The organism is Marichromatium sp. AB31 (genome assembly GCF_003718685.1).
GTDB classification, from domain to species: domain Bacteria; phylum Pseudomonadota; class Gammaproteobacteria; order Chromatiales; family Chromatiaceae; genus Marichromatium; species Marichromatium gracile.
Genome location: NZ_RHFI01000021.1, coordinates 38,447 through 54,690 on the forward strand (window position 1 = coordinate 38,447; position 16,244 = coordinate 54,690).

Sequence of the window (16,244 nt, forward strand, 5' to 3'; positions counted from 1 at the left end):
TCAGCCGCGGATCTCCACCGGGGTACCGACCGGGGTCTGATCGAAGAGCGCGATCAGCGCCGCGTCGTGCATGCGGATGCAGCCGTGCGAGCGCGGCTCGCCGAGCGGCTCGCTCGGCGGGGTGCCGTGGATGTAGATATAGCGGCGCAGGGTGTCGACCTCGCCGCCGCGGTTGCGCCCCGGCTCGCAGCCGGTGAGCCAGAGGATGCGGGTGGTGATCCAGTCGCGCCCGGGGTGGGCGGCGCGCAGCGCCGCGTCGCAGATCTCGCCGGTGGGTCGGCGGCCCCGGAACACCGTCCCCGGCGCGCAGCCATCGCCGATGCGTGCGCGCACCCGGTGCAGCCCGCGCGGGGTGCAACCGCTGCCGTTGCGCTCACCGACCCCGTTGCGCCCGGTCGAGACCGGGTAGCGGGCTAGCACGCGCGTGCCGGCCGACAGGGTCAGGGTCTGGGTAGGGACATCGATCAGGATACGGCGCTCGCTCATCACTCCTCCTCTGCTGCGACCGGGACGCGCACGACCTGCGCCAGCCCATCATAGTTGCCGTCGCCGGCCGGTCGATAGCCGCGAATGGTCGCGCGCTGCGCCGCCACCTGATCCTCGTACCACAACGGCACCAACGCCAGCTCGGCATGGACGATCGCCTGCAGCGCGGCATAGGGCGCGCGCGCGGCGGCAAGCGAGGGCGCGCGCGCCGCGGTCGCAATCAGCCGGTCGACCGAGGCGTTGCGATAGCGCCCCCGATTGGCGCCCCCCGGCGGCAGCGATTCGGAGTGCAGCGCGTAGCGGAAGATGTCGGGGCTCTGCACCCCCACCCAGGTCAGCGCATAGAGGCTGAAGCGCCCGGCCTTGACGTCGCCGAAGAAGGTCCCCCAGTCGTGCCCCTGCACCGCCAGCGCGATCCCGGCCGCGGCGAGCTGCGCCTGCAGCGCCCCGGCCAGGCGCAGCCGGAAGGGATCGCTCGAGGTCTTCAGGGTCAGGCGCAACGGGTTCCCGGGGCCGAACCCGGCGCCCGCGAGCAACGCTCGGGCGCGCTCGGGGTCATGAGGCCAGGGCGCGAGATCGCCCCGCCCCGCCCAGTGCTCGGGCGGCAGGATCGACTCGGCGAGTCGCGCGCGACCACCGAGCAGGGTGTCGATCAGCAGGGGGCGGTCGATCGCCTGGGCGATGGCGCGACGCACCGCCAGGGAGCCGGTGCGCGGGTCTTCGAGATTGAAGCCGAGATAGGAGAGGTTGGCGCCGGGCACGGCGCGCACCGCGATGCCCGGCGCGCGCGCCAGATGATCGACCAGCTCGGGCGGCAGGTCGCCCTGCAACAGATCGACCTCGCCGCGCAACAGCTTCATCACCCGCACGCTGGGGTCGCGTACCGTCACCAGCGCGATCCGCTGACCGTCGGCGCGTCGTTCGAGCAGCAGCGCGTCGGGGCCGGGTCGCTCGACCAGACGCAGCGGTCCGCTGCCGATCGGCGCGGTGACGAAGGGGTGGTCGCGGGCGATCGCCGCCGCCGGCAGCACCGCGAGCACCAGCCGACTCGGCAGCGCCGTGTCGGGCGCGTGCAGCGCCAGCTCCAGGGTGTCGTCGTCGCGCGCGCGCAGCGCCGCGATCCCGGCGAGCGCGGCGCGGTGCGGCGAGCGCGAGCCCGGCGCGCGGATCGAGGCCAGGGTGGCGACGACATCGTGCGCGGTGAGCCGGCTGCCGTCGCTGAACAGACGCCCCTGCTCGCCGAGCCGAAAGCGGTAACGGGTCGCCCCCAGCTGCTCCCAGCGCGCCAGCCCGGGCACCGGCCGGGCGGCCGCGTCGAGCCGTACCAGGGTGCGATATAGCAGCCGGTTGACCCGCTCGGAGGTGGCGTCGGTGGCCAGACGGGGATCGAGGTTGCGCGGCGGGCGCGCCACCGCGAAGCGGATCACCGCGTCCTCGCGCGCCCCCCGGGCGCAGCCGCCGAGCACGGCGGCGGCGCCGAGCGCGAGCGACCGCGCGCCGCTCACCAGTCGCGGTAGGGGTGACGGGCGAGGCGCGCGTTGAAGTAGCGCGGGTCGTCGCTGACCTCCTCGCCGAGCCAGTCGGGGCGGACGAAGACGGCCCGTTCGTCCTCGAGTTCGAGCTCGGCGAGCACCAGTCCGGCGTTGGCCCCGGCGAACTCGTCGACCTCCCACACCCGGCCCGCGACCGTCACCAGATGACGCACCTTCTCGACCAGCGCGGTGCAGGCCAGATCGCGCAGCATCGCCTCGGCGTCGGCCACCGGGACGGGGTACTCGTACTCGGCGCGGGCGATGCCGCGGCTCGCCCCCTTGAGGGTGAGGAAGGCCTGCTCGCCGGCGATCCGCACCCGCAGCGTCAACCCCGGCTCGGCCACCAGATAGCCCTGCACCATGCGGGTGCTGCGGCTGACCGCCTCGCGCCAGCCGGCGTCGCGCACCAGGAACTTGCGTTCGATCTCGATTGCCATGACTGACCTCCAGGATGCACGGCGGGCAATGCCCGCCGCGTCCGTTCAGGCGCGCTCGAACAGCGCCATCGACTCCACGTGCCCGGTGTGCGGGAACATGTCCATCACCCCGGCGGCACGCAGCCGATAGCCGAGCCCGTTGACCAGGCGATCGGCGTCGCGCGCCAGGGTCGAGGGGTAGCAGGAGACATAGACGATACGCTCGGCACCGAGCCGCGGCAGCCAGTCGAGCACCTGCAGCGCACCGCTGCGCGGCGGGTCGAGCAGCACCTTGCCGAAGCGCTCGCGCATCCACGGCTCGAGTTCCAGCTCGCCGTAGAGGTCGGCGGTGTGGAAGCGGGTGTTGTCGATGCCGTTGCGCGCGGCATTGCGCTCGGCGCGCGCCACCAGCCCGGCGTCACCCTCGACCCCGACCACGCTGGCGGCCTGGCGCGCCAGCGGCAGGGTGAAGTTGCCGAGCCCGCAGAACAGGTCGAGCACGGTCTCGTCGGGCTGGACGTCGAGCAGACCGAGCGCCTGGTCGATCATCGCGCGGTTGAGTTCGAGGTTGACCTGGGTGAAGTCGTTGGGCAGGAACTCCAGGGTCAGGCCGTGACGCGGCAGGCTGTAGGACAGGTCGATCTCGTGCCCGGGCAGCGGGCGCACCGTCTCCGGGCCGCCCTCCTGGAGATAGATGTGGTAGCCCTCGCGCTCGCCGAGCGCGCGCAGCACCTCCAGGTCGGCGTCGGTCGGGGTCTGCAGCACGCGGAACACCAGCACGCACGACCTGTCGCCGACGGCGACCTCGATCTGCGGCACCTGGTCGCGGATGCTCAGCGCGTCGATCGCCGCGCCGATCTCCACCAGCCGCTCGCCGACGGCCGGATGCAGCACCGGACAGCGTTCGAGATCGGCGAGGAAGGCGTTGCCGCGCTCGCGGAAGCCGACCAGGGTGCGTCCCTTCTTCTCCACCCGGCGCACCCCGAGCCGGGCCTTGCGCCGGTAGCCCCAATGATCGGCCACCAGGGGATCGAGCCAACGCTCGGGCTCGACCTTGCCGATGCGGGTGAAGACGTCGGCGAGACTGGCCTGCTTGGCGCGGATCTGCGCCGCCGTGTCCTGGTGCTGCAGCGAGCAGCCGCCGCACACCCCGAAGTGCGCGCAGCGCGGCTCGACCCGCTCGGGCGAGGCGTGCAGCACCTCGACCACCCGGCCCTCGTCGTAGCGACGCTGCACCCGGGTGTACTGGAAGCGGACGCGCTCGCCGGGCAGGGCGCCGTCGACGAACACGGCCTTGCCGTCGAGGTGGGCGAGGCCCCGACCCTCGTGGGTCAGGCTCTCGATCTCGACCTCGACCGGGTCCTGGGGGAGCGGCTTGCGTTTTCTTCTCGACACGGACTTGGATACTCGTTCGTTTATGGATGATTTGGGTTCAGGCCGGGAACACCCCGGTCGACAGATAGCGGTCGCCGCGGTCGCAGATGATCGCCACGATCACCGCGTCCTCGACCTCGGCGGAGAGACGCAGCGCCGCGGCCACCGCACCGCCCGAGGAGACGCCGGCGAAGATGCCCTCGCGCGCGGCCAGCGCGCGCATCGTCTCCTCGGCCTCTTGCTGGGTGACGTCGATGATGCGATCGACCCCGGCCGGATCGTAGACCTTGGGCAGATAGGCTGCGGGCCAGCGGCGGATGCCGGGGATGCTCGCCCCCTCGGCCGGCTGCACGCCGACGACCTGCACCGCCGGGTTCTGCGCCTTGAGATAGCGCCCGGTGCCCATGATGGTGCCGGTGGTGCCCATCGAGCTGACGAAGTGGGTCACCCGCCCCTCGGTGTCGCGCCAGATCTCGGGGCCGGTGCCGAGGGTGTGCGCCTCGGGGTTGTCGGGGTTGGAGAACTGGTCGAGACGCACGCCCTCGCCGCGCGCCTCCATCTCCAGGGCGAGATCGATGGCCGCTTCCATGCCACCGGTGGCGGGGGTGAGGATGATCTCGGCGCCATAGCTGCGCATCGCCCCGCGGCGCTCGGCGCTCATGTTCTCGGGCATGATCAGCACCATGCGATAGCCGCGGATGGCCGCCGCCAGCGCCAGCGCGATGCCGGTGTTGCCGCTGGTGGCCTCGATCAGGGTGTCGCCGGGGCGGATGGTGCCGCGCTCCTCGGCGCGACGGATCATGTTGAGCGCGGGACGGTCCTTGACCGAGCCGGCGGGGTTGTTGCCCTCGAGCTTGGCGAGGATCAGGTTGGAGGTCTCGCCGGGCAGACGCTGCAGACGCACCAGCGGCGTGTTGCCGACGAAGTCTTCGATGGTCGGATAGGACATGTTCTCGTTACCGTGACCGATGGGCGGGATGGGTTCGAACCGGCGCAGGCCCGACGCGCAGGCGGCGCATTGTGCCAGATCGCGGGCGCCCGGACAGGTGCCCGGCGCCGCGGAGCGGACCCCCTGGTTCGAGTTCAACTTACGCCAACCCGGAGTCGCGCACCACCGAGCACGGCTCAGCGCCCCTTCGCCGGACTCGACTGGACGTAATAGCTCAGCTTGTCGGAGAGGTTGAGATACTCGATGATGTCCTCGGTGAGCTCGGACTGGTGCAGACTCTCGCGGATCGCGCCCTCCTCCTCCGAGAGATCGAGGATCAGCGCCTGATCGCTGGGGATCTCGGGTGAGTAGACCAGCACGTTGGGCCTGAGCAGGTCGTCGGGGTTGATCGAGATCACCACCGCGACGCGCTCGTCCTCGAGCCGCACCACGGTGCCCGGGGGATAGACCCCGAGATTGGTGATCAGGGTGGTCAGCACCCGCGGGTCGTAACGCGCGCGGTCCTTGGTGTACATGCTCGAGACGGCCTGGTGCGGCGACAGTCCGCGTCCGCTATAGGTACCGTTGCAGAGGTTGTCGTAGCGATTGACCACGCTGACGATGCGGGTCAGCGCGCCGAGCGCCTTGCCGCTCAGCCCGTCCGGGTAGCCGCTGCCGTCGAGGTGCTCGTGGTGCTGGCCGATGACCTCGATCACCGCATCGGGCAGGGTGCCGATGGCCTGGGCGATCTCCACCCCGTAGCGCGGGTGCTGCTCGTAGAGGGCGCGTTCCGGCTTGTTCCAGTCGCCCTTTTTGTGCAGGATCTGTGAAGGGATGCGCTGCAGCCCGAGGTCGTGGAAGAGCGCGCCGAGCCCGAGCAGGCGCAGGTTCTCGCGATCGAGCTTGAGCTTGCGCCCGAGCACCAGCGCCAGCGCCATGACGTTGATGGCGTGATGATAGGTGTTCTCGTCCTGGCTCTTGAGGTTGACCAGCTGCACCGTGGCCTCGTGATCGGCGGTCAGGTCCTCGACCATCTGCGAGACCAGCGTGTCGGCCTCCTCGGCCGCCTGCGCCGGGGCCGAGCGCAGGTGCGACATCAGCTTGCGCGCCAGCACCACCGACTGGCGGTAGCGCTTGGCGCAGAGGTTGAGCCGCTTGCGCCGCTCCTTGAGCACGCGGATGCGCGCGTTCTTCTCCTCCCACAGGGAGGCCTCGAGATCGGCGCGCAGTTGATCGCGTACCTCGGCGTCACCGTCGCCCTCGGGCTCGTCGTCCGCCGGCAGGTCCTCCGGCTCCGGGTCGCTGCGCGCCAGATCGACCCGCACCCGCCCGAGATCGAGCTGCATCAGCGTCTCGAGCTGCTTGCGGGTGCGGATCTTGAAACTGCTGGTGAAGAAGGGGTGCGCCATCCAGGGCAGATCGAGATGCACGAACATCCCGATCCGCAGCCTGGGTTTGTGTTGTGTGTTATCGCTCACGGCGCAACCTGCATTGACCGACACTGGACCCGACACTCGAACCGGCCCGCTCGCGTCACGCCGACTCACCGACGATCTCGTGTCGCGCACGGCACCGACACCACACAGCGCGCCACACCTGCGCCGGTCTCCGGCGTGGCCGTAAGCTAGCGACCGGGACCCGGGCGGTCAACACAGGGCCCAGGCGCGCCACCGACGGTTGACGCCCCCGCTTGATTATCATCGGGGCGACTTGTAGCTTGCCCCGAACGCGCGCCCCGGGACGGCGCGCCCCACTCTTTCCGACCCGCTGAGATCGACGTGACAGACTATAAACAGACGCTCAATCTTCCCAAGACCGGCTTCGCGATGAAGGCCAACCTGGCGCAGCGCGAGCCCGAGATGCTCAAACGCTGGGAATCGATGGATCTCTACGCGCGTATCCGCGAGGCCCGCGCCGGCGCCGAGCGCTTCGTGCTGCACGACGGCCCGCCCTACGCCAACGGCGACATCCATATCGGCCACGCGGTCAACAAGGTGCTCAAGGACATCATCGTCAAGTCGCGCACCCTGACCGGATTCGACGCCCCCTACGTGCCGGGCTGGGACTGTCACGGTCTGCCGATCGAGCTCCAGGTCGAGAAGAAGAAGGGCAAGCCGGGTCAGAAGATCAGCGCCGCCGAGTTCCGTCGCGCCTGTCGCGACTACGCCGCCCGTCAGGTCGACGGTCAGCGCACCGACTTCAAGCGTCTCGGCGTGCTCGGCGACTGGGACAACCCCTATCTCACCATGGACTACGGCTTCGAGGCCGACATCATCCGCGCGCTCGGCCGCATCATCGACAATGGGCACGTCCACAAGGGGTTCAAGCCGGTGCACTGGTGCGTCGACTGCGGCTCGGCGCTGGCCGAGGCCGAGGTCGAGTACGCCGACAAGCAGTCGATCGCCATCGACGTGCGCTTCCAGCTGGTCGACCCCGACGCCCTCGACGGTCGCTGTCACACCGCCCCCGACGGTGCCGGCGCCGGCCCGGCGGCGGTGGTGATCTGGACCACCACGCCCTGGACCCTGCCGGCCAACCAGGCCGTTGCGCTCAACGCCGAGCTCGAGTACGTGGTGGTCGAGGCCGAGCACGATGACGCCCCGGGCGGGCGCGAGCGGCTGATCGTCGCCGAGGGCCTGCTCAAGGACACCATGGATCGCTGGGGCATCGAGCGCTACCGGGTGCTCGGCTATGCCCGCGGCATCGACCTCGAGGGGCTGCGCCTGCGCCACCCCTTCTACGATCGCGAGGTGCCGGTGATCGTCGGCGAGCACGTCAGCCTCGACGCCGGTACCGGCGCGGTACACACCGCCCCCGGCCACGGTCTCGACGACTATCTCGTCGGTCAGCGCTACGGCCTGCCGGTCGACAACCCGGTCGGCGGCGACGGGCGCTTCCTGCCCGACACCGCGCTGTTCGCCGGCGAGCACGTGTTCAAGGCCAACGAGCACGTGCTCGAGGTGCTCAAGGCGCGCGGCGCACTGCTGCTCGAGACCCGCATCACCCACAGCTACCCGCACTGCTGGCGCCACAAGACGCCGATCATCTTCCGCGCCACCCCGCAGTGGTTCGTCAGCATGGAGCAGGCCGGACTGCGCGCCGCGGCACTCGGCGAGATCGCCAAGGTCGAGTGGCTGCCGGAGTGGGGTCGCAACCGCATCGAGGCGATGGTCCAGGGCCGTCCCGACTGGTGCATCTCGCGCCAGCGTACCTGGGGCGTGCCGATCCCGCTGTTCGTCCACAAGGAGACGGCGGCGCTGCACCCGCGCACCGCCGAACTGATCGAGCAGGTCGCCGAGCGCGTCGAGCGCGAGGGCATCGAGGCCTGGTTCGCGCTCGATCCGGCCGAACTCCTCGGCGCCGAGGAGGCCGCGCACTACGACAAGGTGCACGACACCCTCGACGTCTGGTTCGACTCCGGGGTGACCCACGCCTGCGTGCTCGACCGCCGCGCCGAACTCGGTCGCCCGGCCGATCTCTATCTCGAGGGTTCGGACCAGCACCGCGGCTGGTTCCAGTCCTCGCTGATGACCTCCACCGCGATCCACGGTCACGCGCCCTATCGCCAGGTGCTCACCCACGGCTTCACCGTCGACGCCAAGGGCGAGAAGATGTCGAAGTCCAAGGGCAACGTGGTCAGCCCGCAGACGGTGGTCAAGAACCTCGGTGCCGACATCATCCGGCTGTGGGTCGCGGGCACCGACTATCGCGGCGAGATGAGCGTCAGCGACGAGATCCTCAAGCGCACCGCCGACAGCTACCGGCGCATCCGCAACACCGCGCGCTTCCTGCTCGCCAACCTCAACGGTTTCGACCCGGCCGGCGACCTGATCGACCCGGCCGAGATGCTCGCCCTCGACCGCTGGGCGGTCGATCGCGCCGCGCGTCTCCAGCAGGAGATCGTCGCCGCCTACGACGACTACCAGTTCCACCTGATCTGCCAGAAGCTGCAGCAGTTCTGCGTGGTCGATCTCGGCGGCTTCTATCTCGACGTCATCAAGGACCGTCAGTACACCACCCAGGCCGACAGCCTGGCGCGACGCTCCTGTCAGAGCGCGATGTATCACATCATCGAGGCGATGGCGCGGTGGATGGCACCGATCCTGAGCTTCACCGCCGACGAGATCTGGCGCCACATCCCCGGCGAGCGCGGCGAGACCCCGTTCATCGAGCAGTGGTATGCGGGGCTGTTCACCCTCGCCGAGGACGAGCCGCTGGGCCGCGCCTTCTGGGATCAGGTGATCGCGGTACGCGCCGCCACCGGCCCGGCGCTGGAGGCCGCGCGCAAGGACGGCGCAATCGGCGCCGCCCTCGACGCCGAACTCACCCTCTACTGCGCGCCCGAGCTGCTGGCCACCCTGGAGCGGCTGGAGGATGAGCTACGCTTCGTACTGATCACCTCGGCGGTGCGGCTCGAGCCGCTCGAGCGGGCGCCCGCGGAGGCCCAGGACACCGAGCTCGAGGGGCTGCGGGTGATGGTCGCGCCGAGCAGCCACCCCAAGTGCGTGCGCTGCTGGCACCGCCGCGCCGACGTCGGCGCCGATGCCGAGCACCCGGAGCTGTGCGGACGCTGCGTCGAGAACGTCGCCGGCGCCGGCGAGACCCGCCGCTATGGCTGAGTCCGGCGCCCGTTCCTGGCTGTGGCTGTCGCTGCTGGTGCTGGTCCTCGACCAGGCCAGCAAGTGGCTGGTCTACGGTCTGCTCGATCCCTTCCAGGTGATCGCGCTGACCGAGACCCTGCACCTCACCCTGGTGTTCAACGAGGGCGCGGCCTTCAGCCTGCTCGCCGGGGCCGGCGGCTGGCAGCGCTGGCTGTTCGCGCTGATCGCCGTGGCCGTCAGCGTCGCGCTGGTGATCTGGCTGGGGCGGCTGCGCCGCGACCAGCGTTGGAGCGCCGCGGCACTGGCGCTGCTGCTCGGCGGTGCGCTCGGCAACCTGATCGACCGGGTGGTGCTCGGTCATGTGATCGACTTCGTCCAGGTCTATCTGCCCTTCCTGCCGATGGACCTGTTCAACCCCTGGCCGGCCTTCAACGTCGCCGACAGCGCGATCAGCATCGGGGTCGTCATCCTGCTGATCGTCACCCTGTTCGAGCAGCCCGAACCGCGCCACCTGGACTGACGCCGGCGTGTCCGGCAACGACCAGGGAGGGTCGTCCACCCGGGGAACAACGCCCCGGTCCTTTTTCTTCATCAGGGACCAGTGAATGCGATGAAGATTGCAATCCTGTCACGCAACCCCTCGCTCTACTCCACCCGCAGACTGGTGGAGGCGGCGCGCGCGCGCGGCCACGAGACCAAGGTGCTCGATGTGCTGCGCTGCTACATGAACATCACCTCGCACGCCCCCTCGATCCACTACAAGGGCGAGGAGCTGACCGGCTTCGACGCGGTGATCCCGCGCATCGGCGCCTCGGTGACCTTCTACGGCACCGCGGTGCTGCGCCAGTTCGAGATGATGGGCGTCTACCCGCTCAACGAGTCGGTGGCGATCACCCGCGCGCGCGACAAGCTGCGCTCGCTGCAGCTGCTCTCGCGCAAGGGCATCGGGCTGCCGATCACCGGCTTCGCCCACGCCCCGGACGACATCGCCGATCTCATCAAGATGGTCGGCGGCGCGCCGCTGGTGATCAAGCTCCTCGAGGGCACCCAGGGCATCGGCGTGGTGCTCGCCGAGACCCAGCAGGCCGCCGAGAGCGTGATCGAGGCCTTCATGGGACTCAAGGCCAACATCCTGGTGCAGGAGTACATCCGCGAGGCCAAGGGCGCCGACATCCGTTGCTTCGTCATCGGCGACAAGGTGGTGGCGGCGATGAAGCGTCAGGCCAAGGCCGGCGAGTTCCGCTCCAACCTCCATCGCGGCGGCAGCGCCTCGCTGATCCGCATCACCCCCGAGGAACGCTCCACCGCCACCCGCGCGGCGCGGATCATGGGGCTCAACGTCGCCGGCGTCGACATCCTCCGCTCCAACCACGGCCCGGTGGTGATGGAGGTCAACTCCTCGCCCGGGCTGGAAGGCATCGAGGCGGCCACCGGCAAGGACGTCGCCGACCAGGTGATCGCCTTCATCGAGAAGAACGCCGCCGCCGGCAAGACCCGCACCCGTGGGCAGGGCTGAGCAGCGCTCATGACCGAGCCAGTGCGTATCGCCGGGCACGAGATCTCGCCGGGCGAGCGCACCCGCATCGACCTCACCCTGCCCAACCTCTACACCCAGACCCCGGTGGCGATGCCGGTGCACGTGCTGCGCGGGCGGCGCGACGGCCCGCGGCTGTTCATCACCGCGGCGATCCACGGCGACGAGATCAACGGCGTCGAGATCATCCGCCGGTTGCTCGCCCATCCGGCGCTGCGTCACCTGCGCGGTACCCTGCTGGCGGTGCCGGTGGTCAACGTCTACGGCTATGTCCGCCAGTCGCGCTACCTCCCCGACCGACGCGATCTCAACCGCAGCTTCCCCGGCTCGGACACCGGCTCGCTGGCCGCGCGCCTGGCCGCCACCCTGATCAATGAGGTGGTCACCAAGGCGACCCACGGCATCGACCTGCACACCGGCGCGCTGCATCGCGAGAACCTGCCCCAGATCCGCGCCACCCTCGACGCCAGCCCCGAGACCTCGGAGCTGGCGCGCGCCTTCGCCGCGCCGGTGATCCTCGACGCCGACCCACGCCCGGGCTCCTTGCGCGCGGTGGCCGCCGAGCACGACATCCCGCTGTTGCTGTTCGAGGCCGGCGAGGCGCTGCGCTTCGACGAGTTCTCGATCCGCGCCGGGGTGCGCGGCATCCTCGGGGTGATGCGACGGTTGGGGATGATCCGCGCCTCGGGCGGGCGCCGCGCCCGGGTGCGCGCCCCGGTGGTGGCACGCTCGAGCCTGTGGGTGCGCGCCCCGCAGAGCGGCGTGCTGCTCTCGCTCACCGCGCTCGGCGCCCAGGTCGAGCGCGGCGACACCCTGGGGGTGCTCACCGACCCCTTCCGCCCCGCCGACGAGCCGGTGCGCGCGCCCTGCAGCGGCATCGTCATCGGTCGCACCAACCTGCCGCTGGTCACCGAGGGCGAGGCGCTCTATCACATCGCCCGCTTCGGCGCCCTGGAGAGCGCGGTCGAGGCCGTCGAGCAGTATCGCGTCGCGCTCGATCCCGAGGACGAGACCGAGGCGGGACCGAGCATCCTCTGAGACCACTCAGTCGCCCGGCGCGGGATCGAGCACCAGACGCGCGCCGTCGCGATCGAGCCGAGCGCCGAGCCGACCGAGCAGATCCTCGCCGAGCAATGCGTTGCCGCCGAGCGCGCGCCCCTCGACACAGCCCACCTCGACCTCGACCAGACGCCTGGGACCGGCGCGCACCGCGGCCAGCCGCCCCGGCAGCGCCTGCACCTCGGCGTCGCCGAGCGCGATCGCGACCGGCGCCACCCCTTCCAGATCGAGCCCGAGTTCGACGCACAGCGGCGCCGGCAGCAGGGTGCGCGCGGCCCCCGAATCGACCAGCAACGGCTGCGGCCTCGGCCGCCCCTCGGCGGACTCGAGCGTCAGCACCATCACCAGTGCCGCGCCCTTGCGGCGCAGCGCCAGCACCGCCGGCGGTCGCGGCGCCGGCGCAAATGCCACCGAGGCCGTCGCGACCGCCCCCCGACCGCCGGGCAGGATGACCCGCTGCACGCGGCCATCGGCGGTGCGCAGGATGACATGATCGATCCCGGCGAGCAGATGGCGCAGGCGTCGCTCCAGCGCGCCCTCGCGCAGCCGCCCGTGGCGTCCGCGCGCCTGCTCGATCCCGCTCACCGTGAAGTCGTGCCGCGCGGCCAGCCGGGTGAGCGCACTCGCCACCTCGACCTCGGGCGCGGCGCGCGCGCCTCCCCCCGCCGCGCTCGCCAGCACGGCCATCACCACCAGCATCAGGGCATGTCGCTTCATCGCGGCAAGGCTAACAGGCCGACGAAAAAAGCGAAAAATATAAGCAAACGTTAATGTATGATCGATCGCCGGTTCACACCCATCGCCCGCGCCGAGAGGAGGACCCCCGATGACCGACGCCATCCGCGCCCTGCCCAGGGAGCACCTGGCCGCCGCACTCTTCACCCTGCTCGCCATCTATCTCGCCGGGATCGTCCCCTCGGTCGAGATCGCCTGGGTCAGCGCCGTGTTGCTGCTCACCGTCTTCCTCTTCGCCTTCGAGGTGGTGAGCGTCGATGTCGCCGCGATCAGCGTGATGGTACTGCTCGGTCTGAGCAGCCTGGTCGCACCCTGGATCGGACTCGAACAGGGACTGGTCGCACCCGAGCGCCTGTTCGACGGCTTCGCCAGCAACGCGGTGATCTCGATCATCGCGGTGATGATCGTCGGCGCCGGACTCGATCGCACCGGCATCATGTCATGGGTGGCGGGGCTGATCATGCGTCTCGGCGGCGCCACCGAGACGCGCATCATCCCGCTGGTCTCGGGCACCGTCGGGGTGATCTCGAGCTTCATGCAGAACGTCGGCGCCGCGGCGCTGTTCATCCCGGTGGTCGGGCGCATCGCCGCGCGCACCCGCTTACCGATCTCGCGACTGCTGATGCCGATGGGCTTCTGCGCCATCCTCGGCGGCACCATCACCATGGTCGGCTCGAGCCCGCTGATCCTGCTCAACGACCTCATCCTCCAGGCCAACGACGCCCTCCCCGCCGACAGCGCGCCGCTGCGCACCTTCGCGCTGTTCGACGTCGCCCCGATCGGCATCGCCCTGCTGATCACCGGCATCCTCTATTTCGTCATCGCCGGACGCCTGGTGCTGCCGCGCGGCGGGAGCGGCGAGACCGAGCTGCACGAGGCCGCGACCACCCGCGCCTATCTCGCCGAGACCTATCAACTCGACGGCTGCGCGGTCCACGAGCTGCGGGTACCGGCAGACAGCCCGCTGGTCGGTACCAGCGTCGACGACATGGAGCGCACCTGGACGGTGCGGGTGGTCGCGCTCGACAAGGGCGACGGGCTCAGGGTCGGCGCCGACGGGGTCAACCGCGCCCTCGGCATCGCCGCCGACACCCGCCTGGCGCTGATCGGCACCGCACCGGCGATGGACGCCTTCGTCGCCGCCAACCGGCTCGAACGCAGTGCCGAACTCGACCACTTCGCCGAGGTCGTCTCGGAGTCCAGGGCGGGGATCGCCGAGCTGGTGGTGCCGCCGGGCTCGGCGCTGGTCGGCAAGAGCGCGCGCGATCTGTGGCTGCGCAAGACCTACGGGCTGTCGCTGCTGGCGATCCATCGCGGCGGCAGCATCATCAACTACACCACCGGCGGGGTGCGCAACACCCCCTTCGCCGCCGGCGACGCGCTGGTGGTGCACACCACCTGGGCCGATCTGGCGCGGCTCGAGCGCGACCGCAACTTCGTCGTCGTCACCACCGAGTACCCGCACGAGGCGCTGCGCCCGCACAAGGTCCCGGTGGCGCTGGCGCTGTTCGTGCTCACCCTCGGGCTGATCCTGTTCACCGACCTGCGCCTGTCGGTCGCACTGCTCACCGGCGCCGTGGGCATGGTGCTCACCGGGGTGCTGTCGATCGAGGAGGCCTACGCGGCGGTGAGCTGGAAGACGGTGTTCCTGCTCGCCTCGCTGATCCCGCTGGGGCTGGCGGTGGAGCAGAGCGGCACCGCCGCCTGGATCGCCGATCAGGCGCTCGGGGCGCTCGGCGCGGTGCCGGTGTGGGTGGTGCAGGCGGTGCTCGCGATCCTCGCCACCGCCTTCACCCTGGTGATGTCGAACGTCGGCGCCACCGTGCTGCTGGTGCCGCTGGCGGTCAACATGGCGCTCGGGGTCGGCGCCGATCCGGCGCTGTTCGCGCTGACCGTGGCCATCGCCACCTCCAACTCCTTCCTCATCCCCACCCATCAGGTCAACGCCCTGGTGATGGGGCCGGGCGGTTATCGGGTGGCCGACTTCCTGCGCGCCGGCGGTATCATGACGGTGCTGTTCCTGGTGGTCTCGCTGACCATGCTGAACCTGGTGTTCACCCACCATCCCTGATCCACGGCCCACAGTCGCGCCGGCCACACCAGGCCGGCGCCCAGACCCGCGACCATGTCACTGATCAACCGAACCCCACGCTGCCCGACCCACGACTGCCCGCTCGAACTCGTCCTCCAGGGCGAGAAGCGCCTCCCCGGCCACCCGCTGATCGAGGCCGTGGGCGTGCCCATGTACGACTGCCCGCGCTGTCGCGAGCAGGGCGAGCCCTACACCATCGAGGCCGAACCGGCGGCCACCAACGCGCTGATCAAGCGGCTCGGGCGCACCCTCGCGCGCAGCCGCTTCCCCGGCGCACTGCTGCGCCCCAAGGTCCGCATCGACTTCAACCCCTGGCAGGCCACCCTCGCGCGCCGCGCCCACGCCAACCCCGAGGGTGCGCCGATCGACCCCGAGATCGCCCGCGCCGCCGGGCTCGCGCCCGAGCCCGAGGCCCTCGCCGAATCGAGCGCGACCGAACCGGCCGCGCCCGAGGCGGCAAGCGCCGCCCCCACGGTCACGCCACGGCTCGACTGGATCACCCCGGAGCGCCCCCGTCACCGCCTCGACCAACTCATCCTCGACCCCGAGACCCTCACCCGCATCCGCGAGGCGACCAACGTACTGCTCGCCCAGGGGCTGATCTACGACACCTGGAACCTGGCCGCGGTGGCACGCACCGGGCGACGCCTGGCGCTCAACTTCTACGGCCCGCCGGGTACCGGCAAGACCCTCGCCGCCGATGCCATCGCCGATCTGCTCGACCGACCGATCCTGCGGGTGAGCTATGCCGAGCTGGAGTCGATGTATGTCGGCGAGACGCCGAAGAACATCCAGGCGGCCTTCGCCCGCGCGCGCGAGAGCGGCGCGCTGCTGTTCTTCGACGAGGCCGACTCGATCCTCGGGCGACGGCTGCGCGACATCTCGCAATCGGCCGACAACAGCATCAATGTCGCGCGCAGCACCACCCTGATCGAACTCGACAACTTCGAGGGCGCGGTGATCTTCGCCTCCAACCTGGTCGGCAACTACGACACCGCCTTCCTGCGACGGATGCTCGCCCATGTCGAGTTCCGGCTCCCCGGCCCCGACGAGCGCGCGCGTCTCTGGGCCGCACACATCCCCGCCGAGCTGCCGCTGGCCGCGGACGTCGACCATCAGGATCTGGCCGCGCACTCCGAGGGCGCCGCCGGTGGCGACATCCAGAACGCGGTACTGCTCGCCGCCTCCTACGCGGCGATGCGTCCCGAGTCCGAGCAGCGCGTCGCCCAGGCCGACCTGCAACGGGCGATCGACTTCTTGCTGGAAGGCAAGCGGCGCATCCTCGAGGACGCGCCGCCGGCGCACCCCGACAGCTGCGAGATCGGGTTCGAGCGGGGATAGACGGACGCCCCCCAGCGTGGTGCGGCCGCGCTCAGCCGGCCAGCACCAGCGGCGGGCGTGTCGGCGCCGGGCGCCGCGCCGCCACCGGCACCGGGCACGGCGGCGGCGCATGATCGAGCCAGGGCGCCACCCCCGGGTGCAGGGCG

The 16,244-nt window shown here is 70.7% G+C and carries 13 protein-coding genes; 6 read left to right on the forward strand and 7 right to left on the reverse strand.

What is annotated here, in order from left to right; all coding sequences use genetic code 11:
* The 6 genes from EBL84_RS13490 to EBL84_RS13515 form a co-directional block, all read right to left on the reverse strand.
* Window positions 1–486 carry a L,D-transpeptidase gene (locus EBL84_RS13490; RefSeq protein ID WP_123141290.1) on the reverse strand — a complete coding sequence of 162 codons (486 nt, stop codon included), beginning with the start codon at window positions 484–486 and terminating at the stop codon, window positions 1–3.
* Window positions 486–1,991: an ABC transporter substrate-binding protein gene (locus EBL84_RS13495; RefSeq protein WP_123141291.1), complete on the reverse strand. Its 1,506-nt coding sequence runs from the start codon at window positions 1,989–1,991 to the stop codon at window positions 486–488. Before EBL84_RS13495 ends, EBL84_RS13490 begins: the two co-directional genes overlap by 1 nt.
* Window positions 1,988–2,455: a CYTH domain-containing protein gene (locus EBL84_RS13500; RefSeq protein WP_123141292.1), complete on the reverse strand. Its 468-nt coding sequence runs from the start codon at window positions 2,453–2,455 to the stop codon at window positions 1,988–1,990. Before EBL84_RS13500 ends, EBL84_RS13495 begins: the two co-directional genes overlap by 4 nt.
* Before the next feature lie 45 nt (window positions 2,456–2,500).
* Window positions 2,501–3,829, reverse strand: a complete 1,329-nt coding sequence (rlmD, locus tag EBL84_RS13505; protein WP_123141293.1) for a 23S rRNA (uracil(1939)-C(5))-methyltransferase RlmD — start codon at window positions 3,827–3,829, stop codon at window positions 2,501–2,503.
* 37 nt (window positions 3,830–3,866) lie between these two features.
* Window positions 3,867–4,757: a cysteine synthase CysM gene (gene cysM, locus EBL84_RS13510; protein ID WP_123141294.1), complete on the reverse strand. Its 891-nt coding sequence runs from the start codon at window positions 4,755–4,757 to the stop codon at window positions 3,867–3,869.
* 176 nt (window positions 4,758–4,933) lie between these two features.
* Window positions 4,934–6,214: an HD-GYP domain-containing protein gene (locus tag EBL84_RS13515; protein WP_223807018.1), complete on the reverse strand. Its 1,281-nt coding sequence runs from the start codon at window positions 6,212–6,214 to the stop codon at window positions 4,934–4,936.
* 300 nt (window positions 6,215–6,514) lie between these two features.
* Between EBL84_RS13515 and ileS the strand changes: the two genes are divergently transcribed.
* The 4 genes from ileS (at window position 6,515) to EBL84_RS13535 (ending at window position 11,909) form a co-directional block, all read left to right on the forward strand.
* Window positions 6,515–9,355 carry an isoleucine--tRNA ligase gene (gene ileS / locus EBL84_RS13520; protein ID WP_123141296.1) on the forward strand — a complete coding sequence of 947 codons (2,841 nt, stop codon included), beginning with the start codon at window positions 6,515–6,517 and terminating at the stop codon, window positions 9,353–9,355.
* The gene (gene lspA / locus EBL84_RS13525; protein ID WP_123141297.1) at window positions 9,348–9,857 is read left to right on the forward strand and encodes a signal peptidase II; all 510 of its coding nucleotides are present in this window, start codon (window positions 9,348–9,350) and stop codon (window positions 9,855–9,857) included. Before ileS ends, lspA begins: the two co-directional genes overlap by 8 nt.
* A gap of 90 nt (window positions 9,858–9,947) precedes the next feature.
* Window positions 9,948–10,853, forward strand: coding sequence for a 30S ribosomal protein S6--L-glutamate ligase (rimK, locus tag EBL84_RS13530; protein ID WP_062273506.1), 906 nt, complete (start codon window positions 9,948–9,950; stop codon window positions 10,851–10,853).
* Between the two features lie 9 nt (window positions 10,854–10,862).
* Window positions 10,863–11,909 carry a succinylglutamate desuccinylase/aspartoacylase family protein gene (locus EBL84_RS13535; protein ID WP_123141298.1) on the forward strand — a complete coding sequence of 349 codons (1,047 nt, stop codon included), beginning with the start codon at window positions 10,863–10,865 and terminating at the stop codon, window positions 11,907–11,909.
* 6 nt (window positions 11,910–11,915) lie between these two features.
* Here EBL84_RS13535 and EBL84_RS13540 read toward each other — a convergent pair whose 3' ends face one another.
* Window positions 11,916–12,647: a retroviral-like aspartic protease family protein gene (locus EBL84_RS13540; protein WP_190287971.1), complete on the reverse strand. Its 732-nt coding sequence runs from the start codon at window positions 12,645–12,647 to the stop codon at window positions 11,916–11,918.
* A gap of 109 nt (window positions 12,648–12,756) precedes the next feature.
* Here EBL84_RS13540 and EBL84_RS13545 point away from each other — a divergent pair, with 109 nt between their 5' ends.
* Both EBL84_RS13545 and EBL84_RS13550 read left to right on the forward strand, forming a co-directional pair.
* Entirely contained in the window at window positions 12,757–14,736 is a 1,980-nt protein-coding gene (locus EBL84_RS13545; protein ID WP_123141299.1) for an SLC13 family permease, read from the forward strand.
* A gap of 54 nt (window positions 14,737–14,790) precedes the next feature.
* Entirely contained in the window at window positions 14,791–16,098 is a 1,308-nt protein-coding gene (locus EBL84_RS13550; protein ID WP_123141300.1) for an ATP-binding protein, read from the forward strand.
* Window positions 16,099–16,244 lie beyond the last annotated feature (146 nt).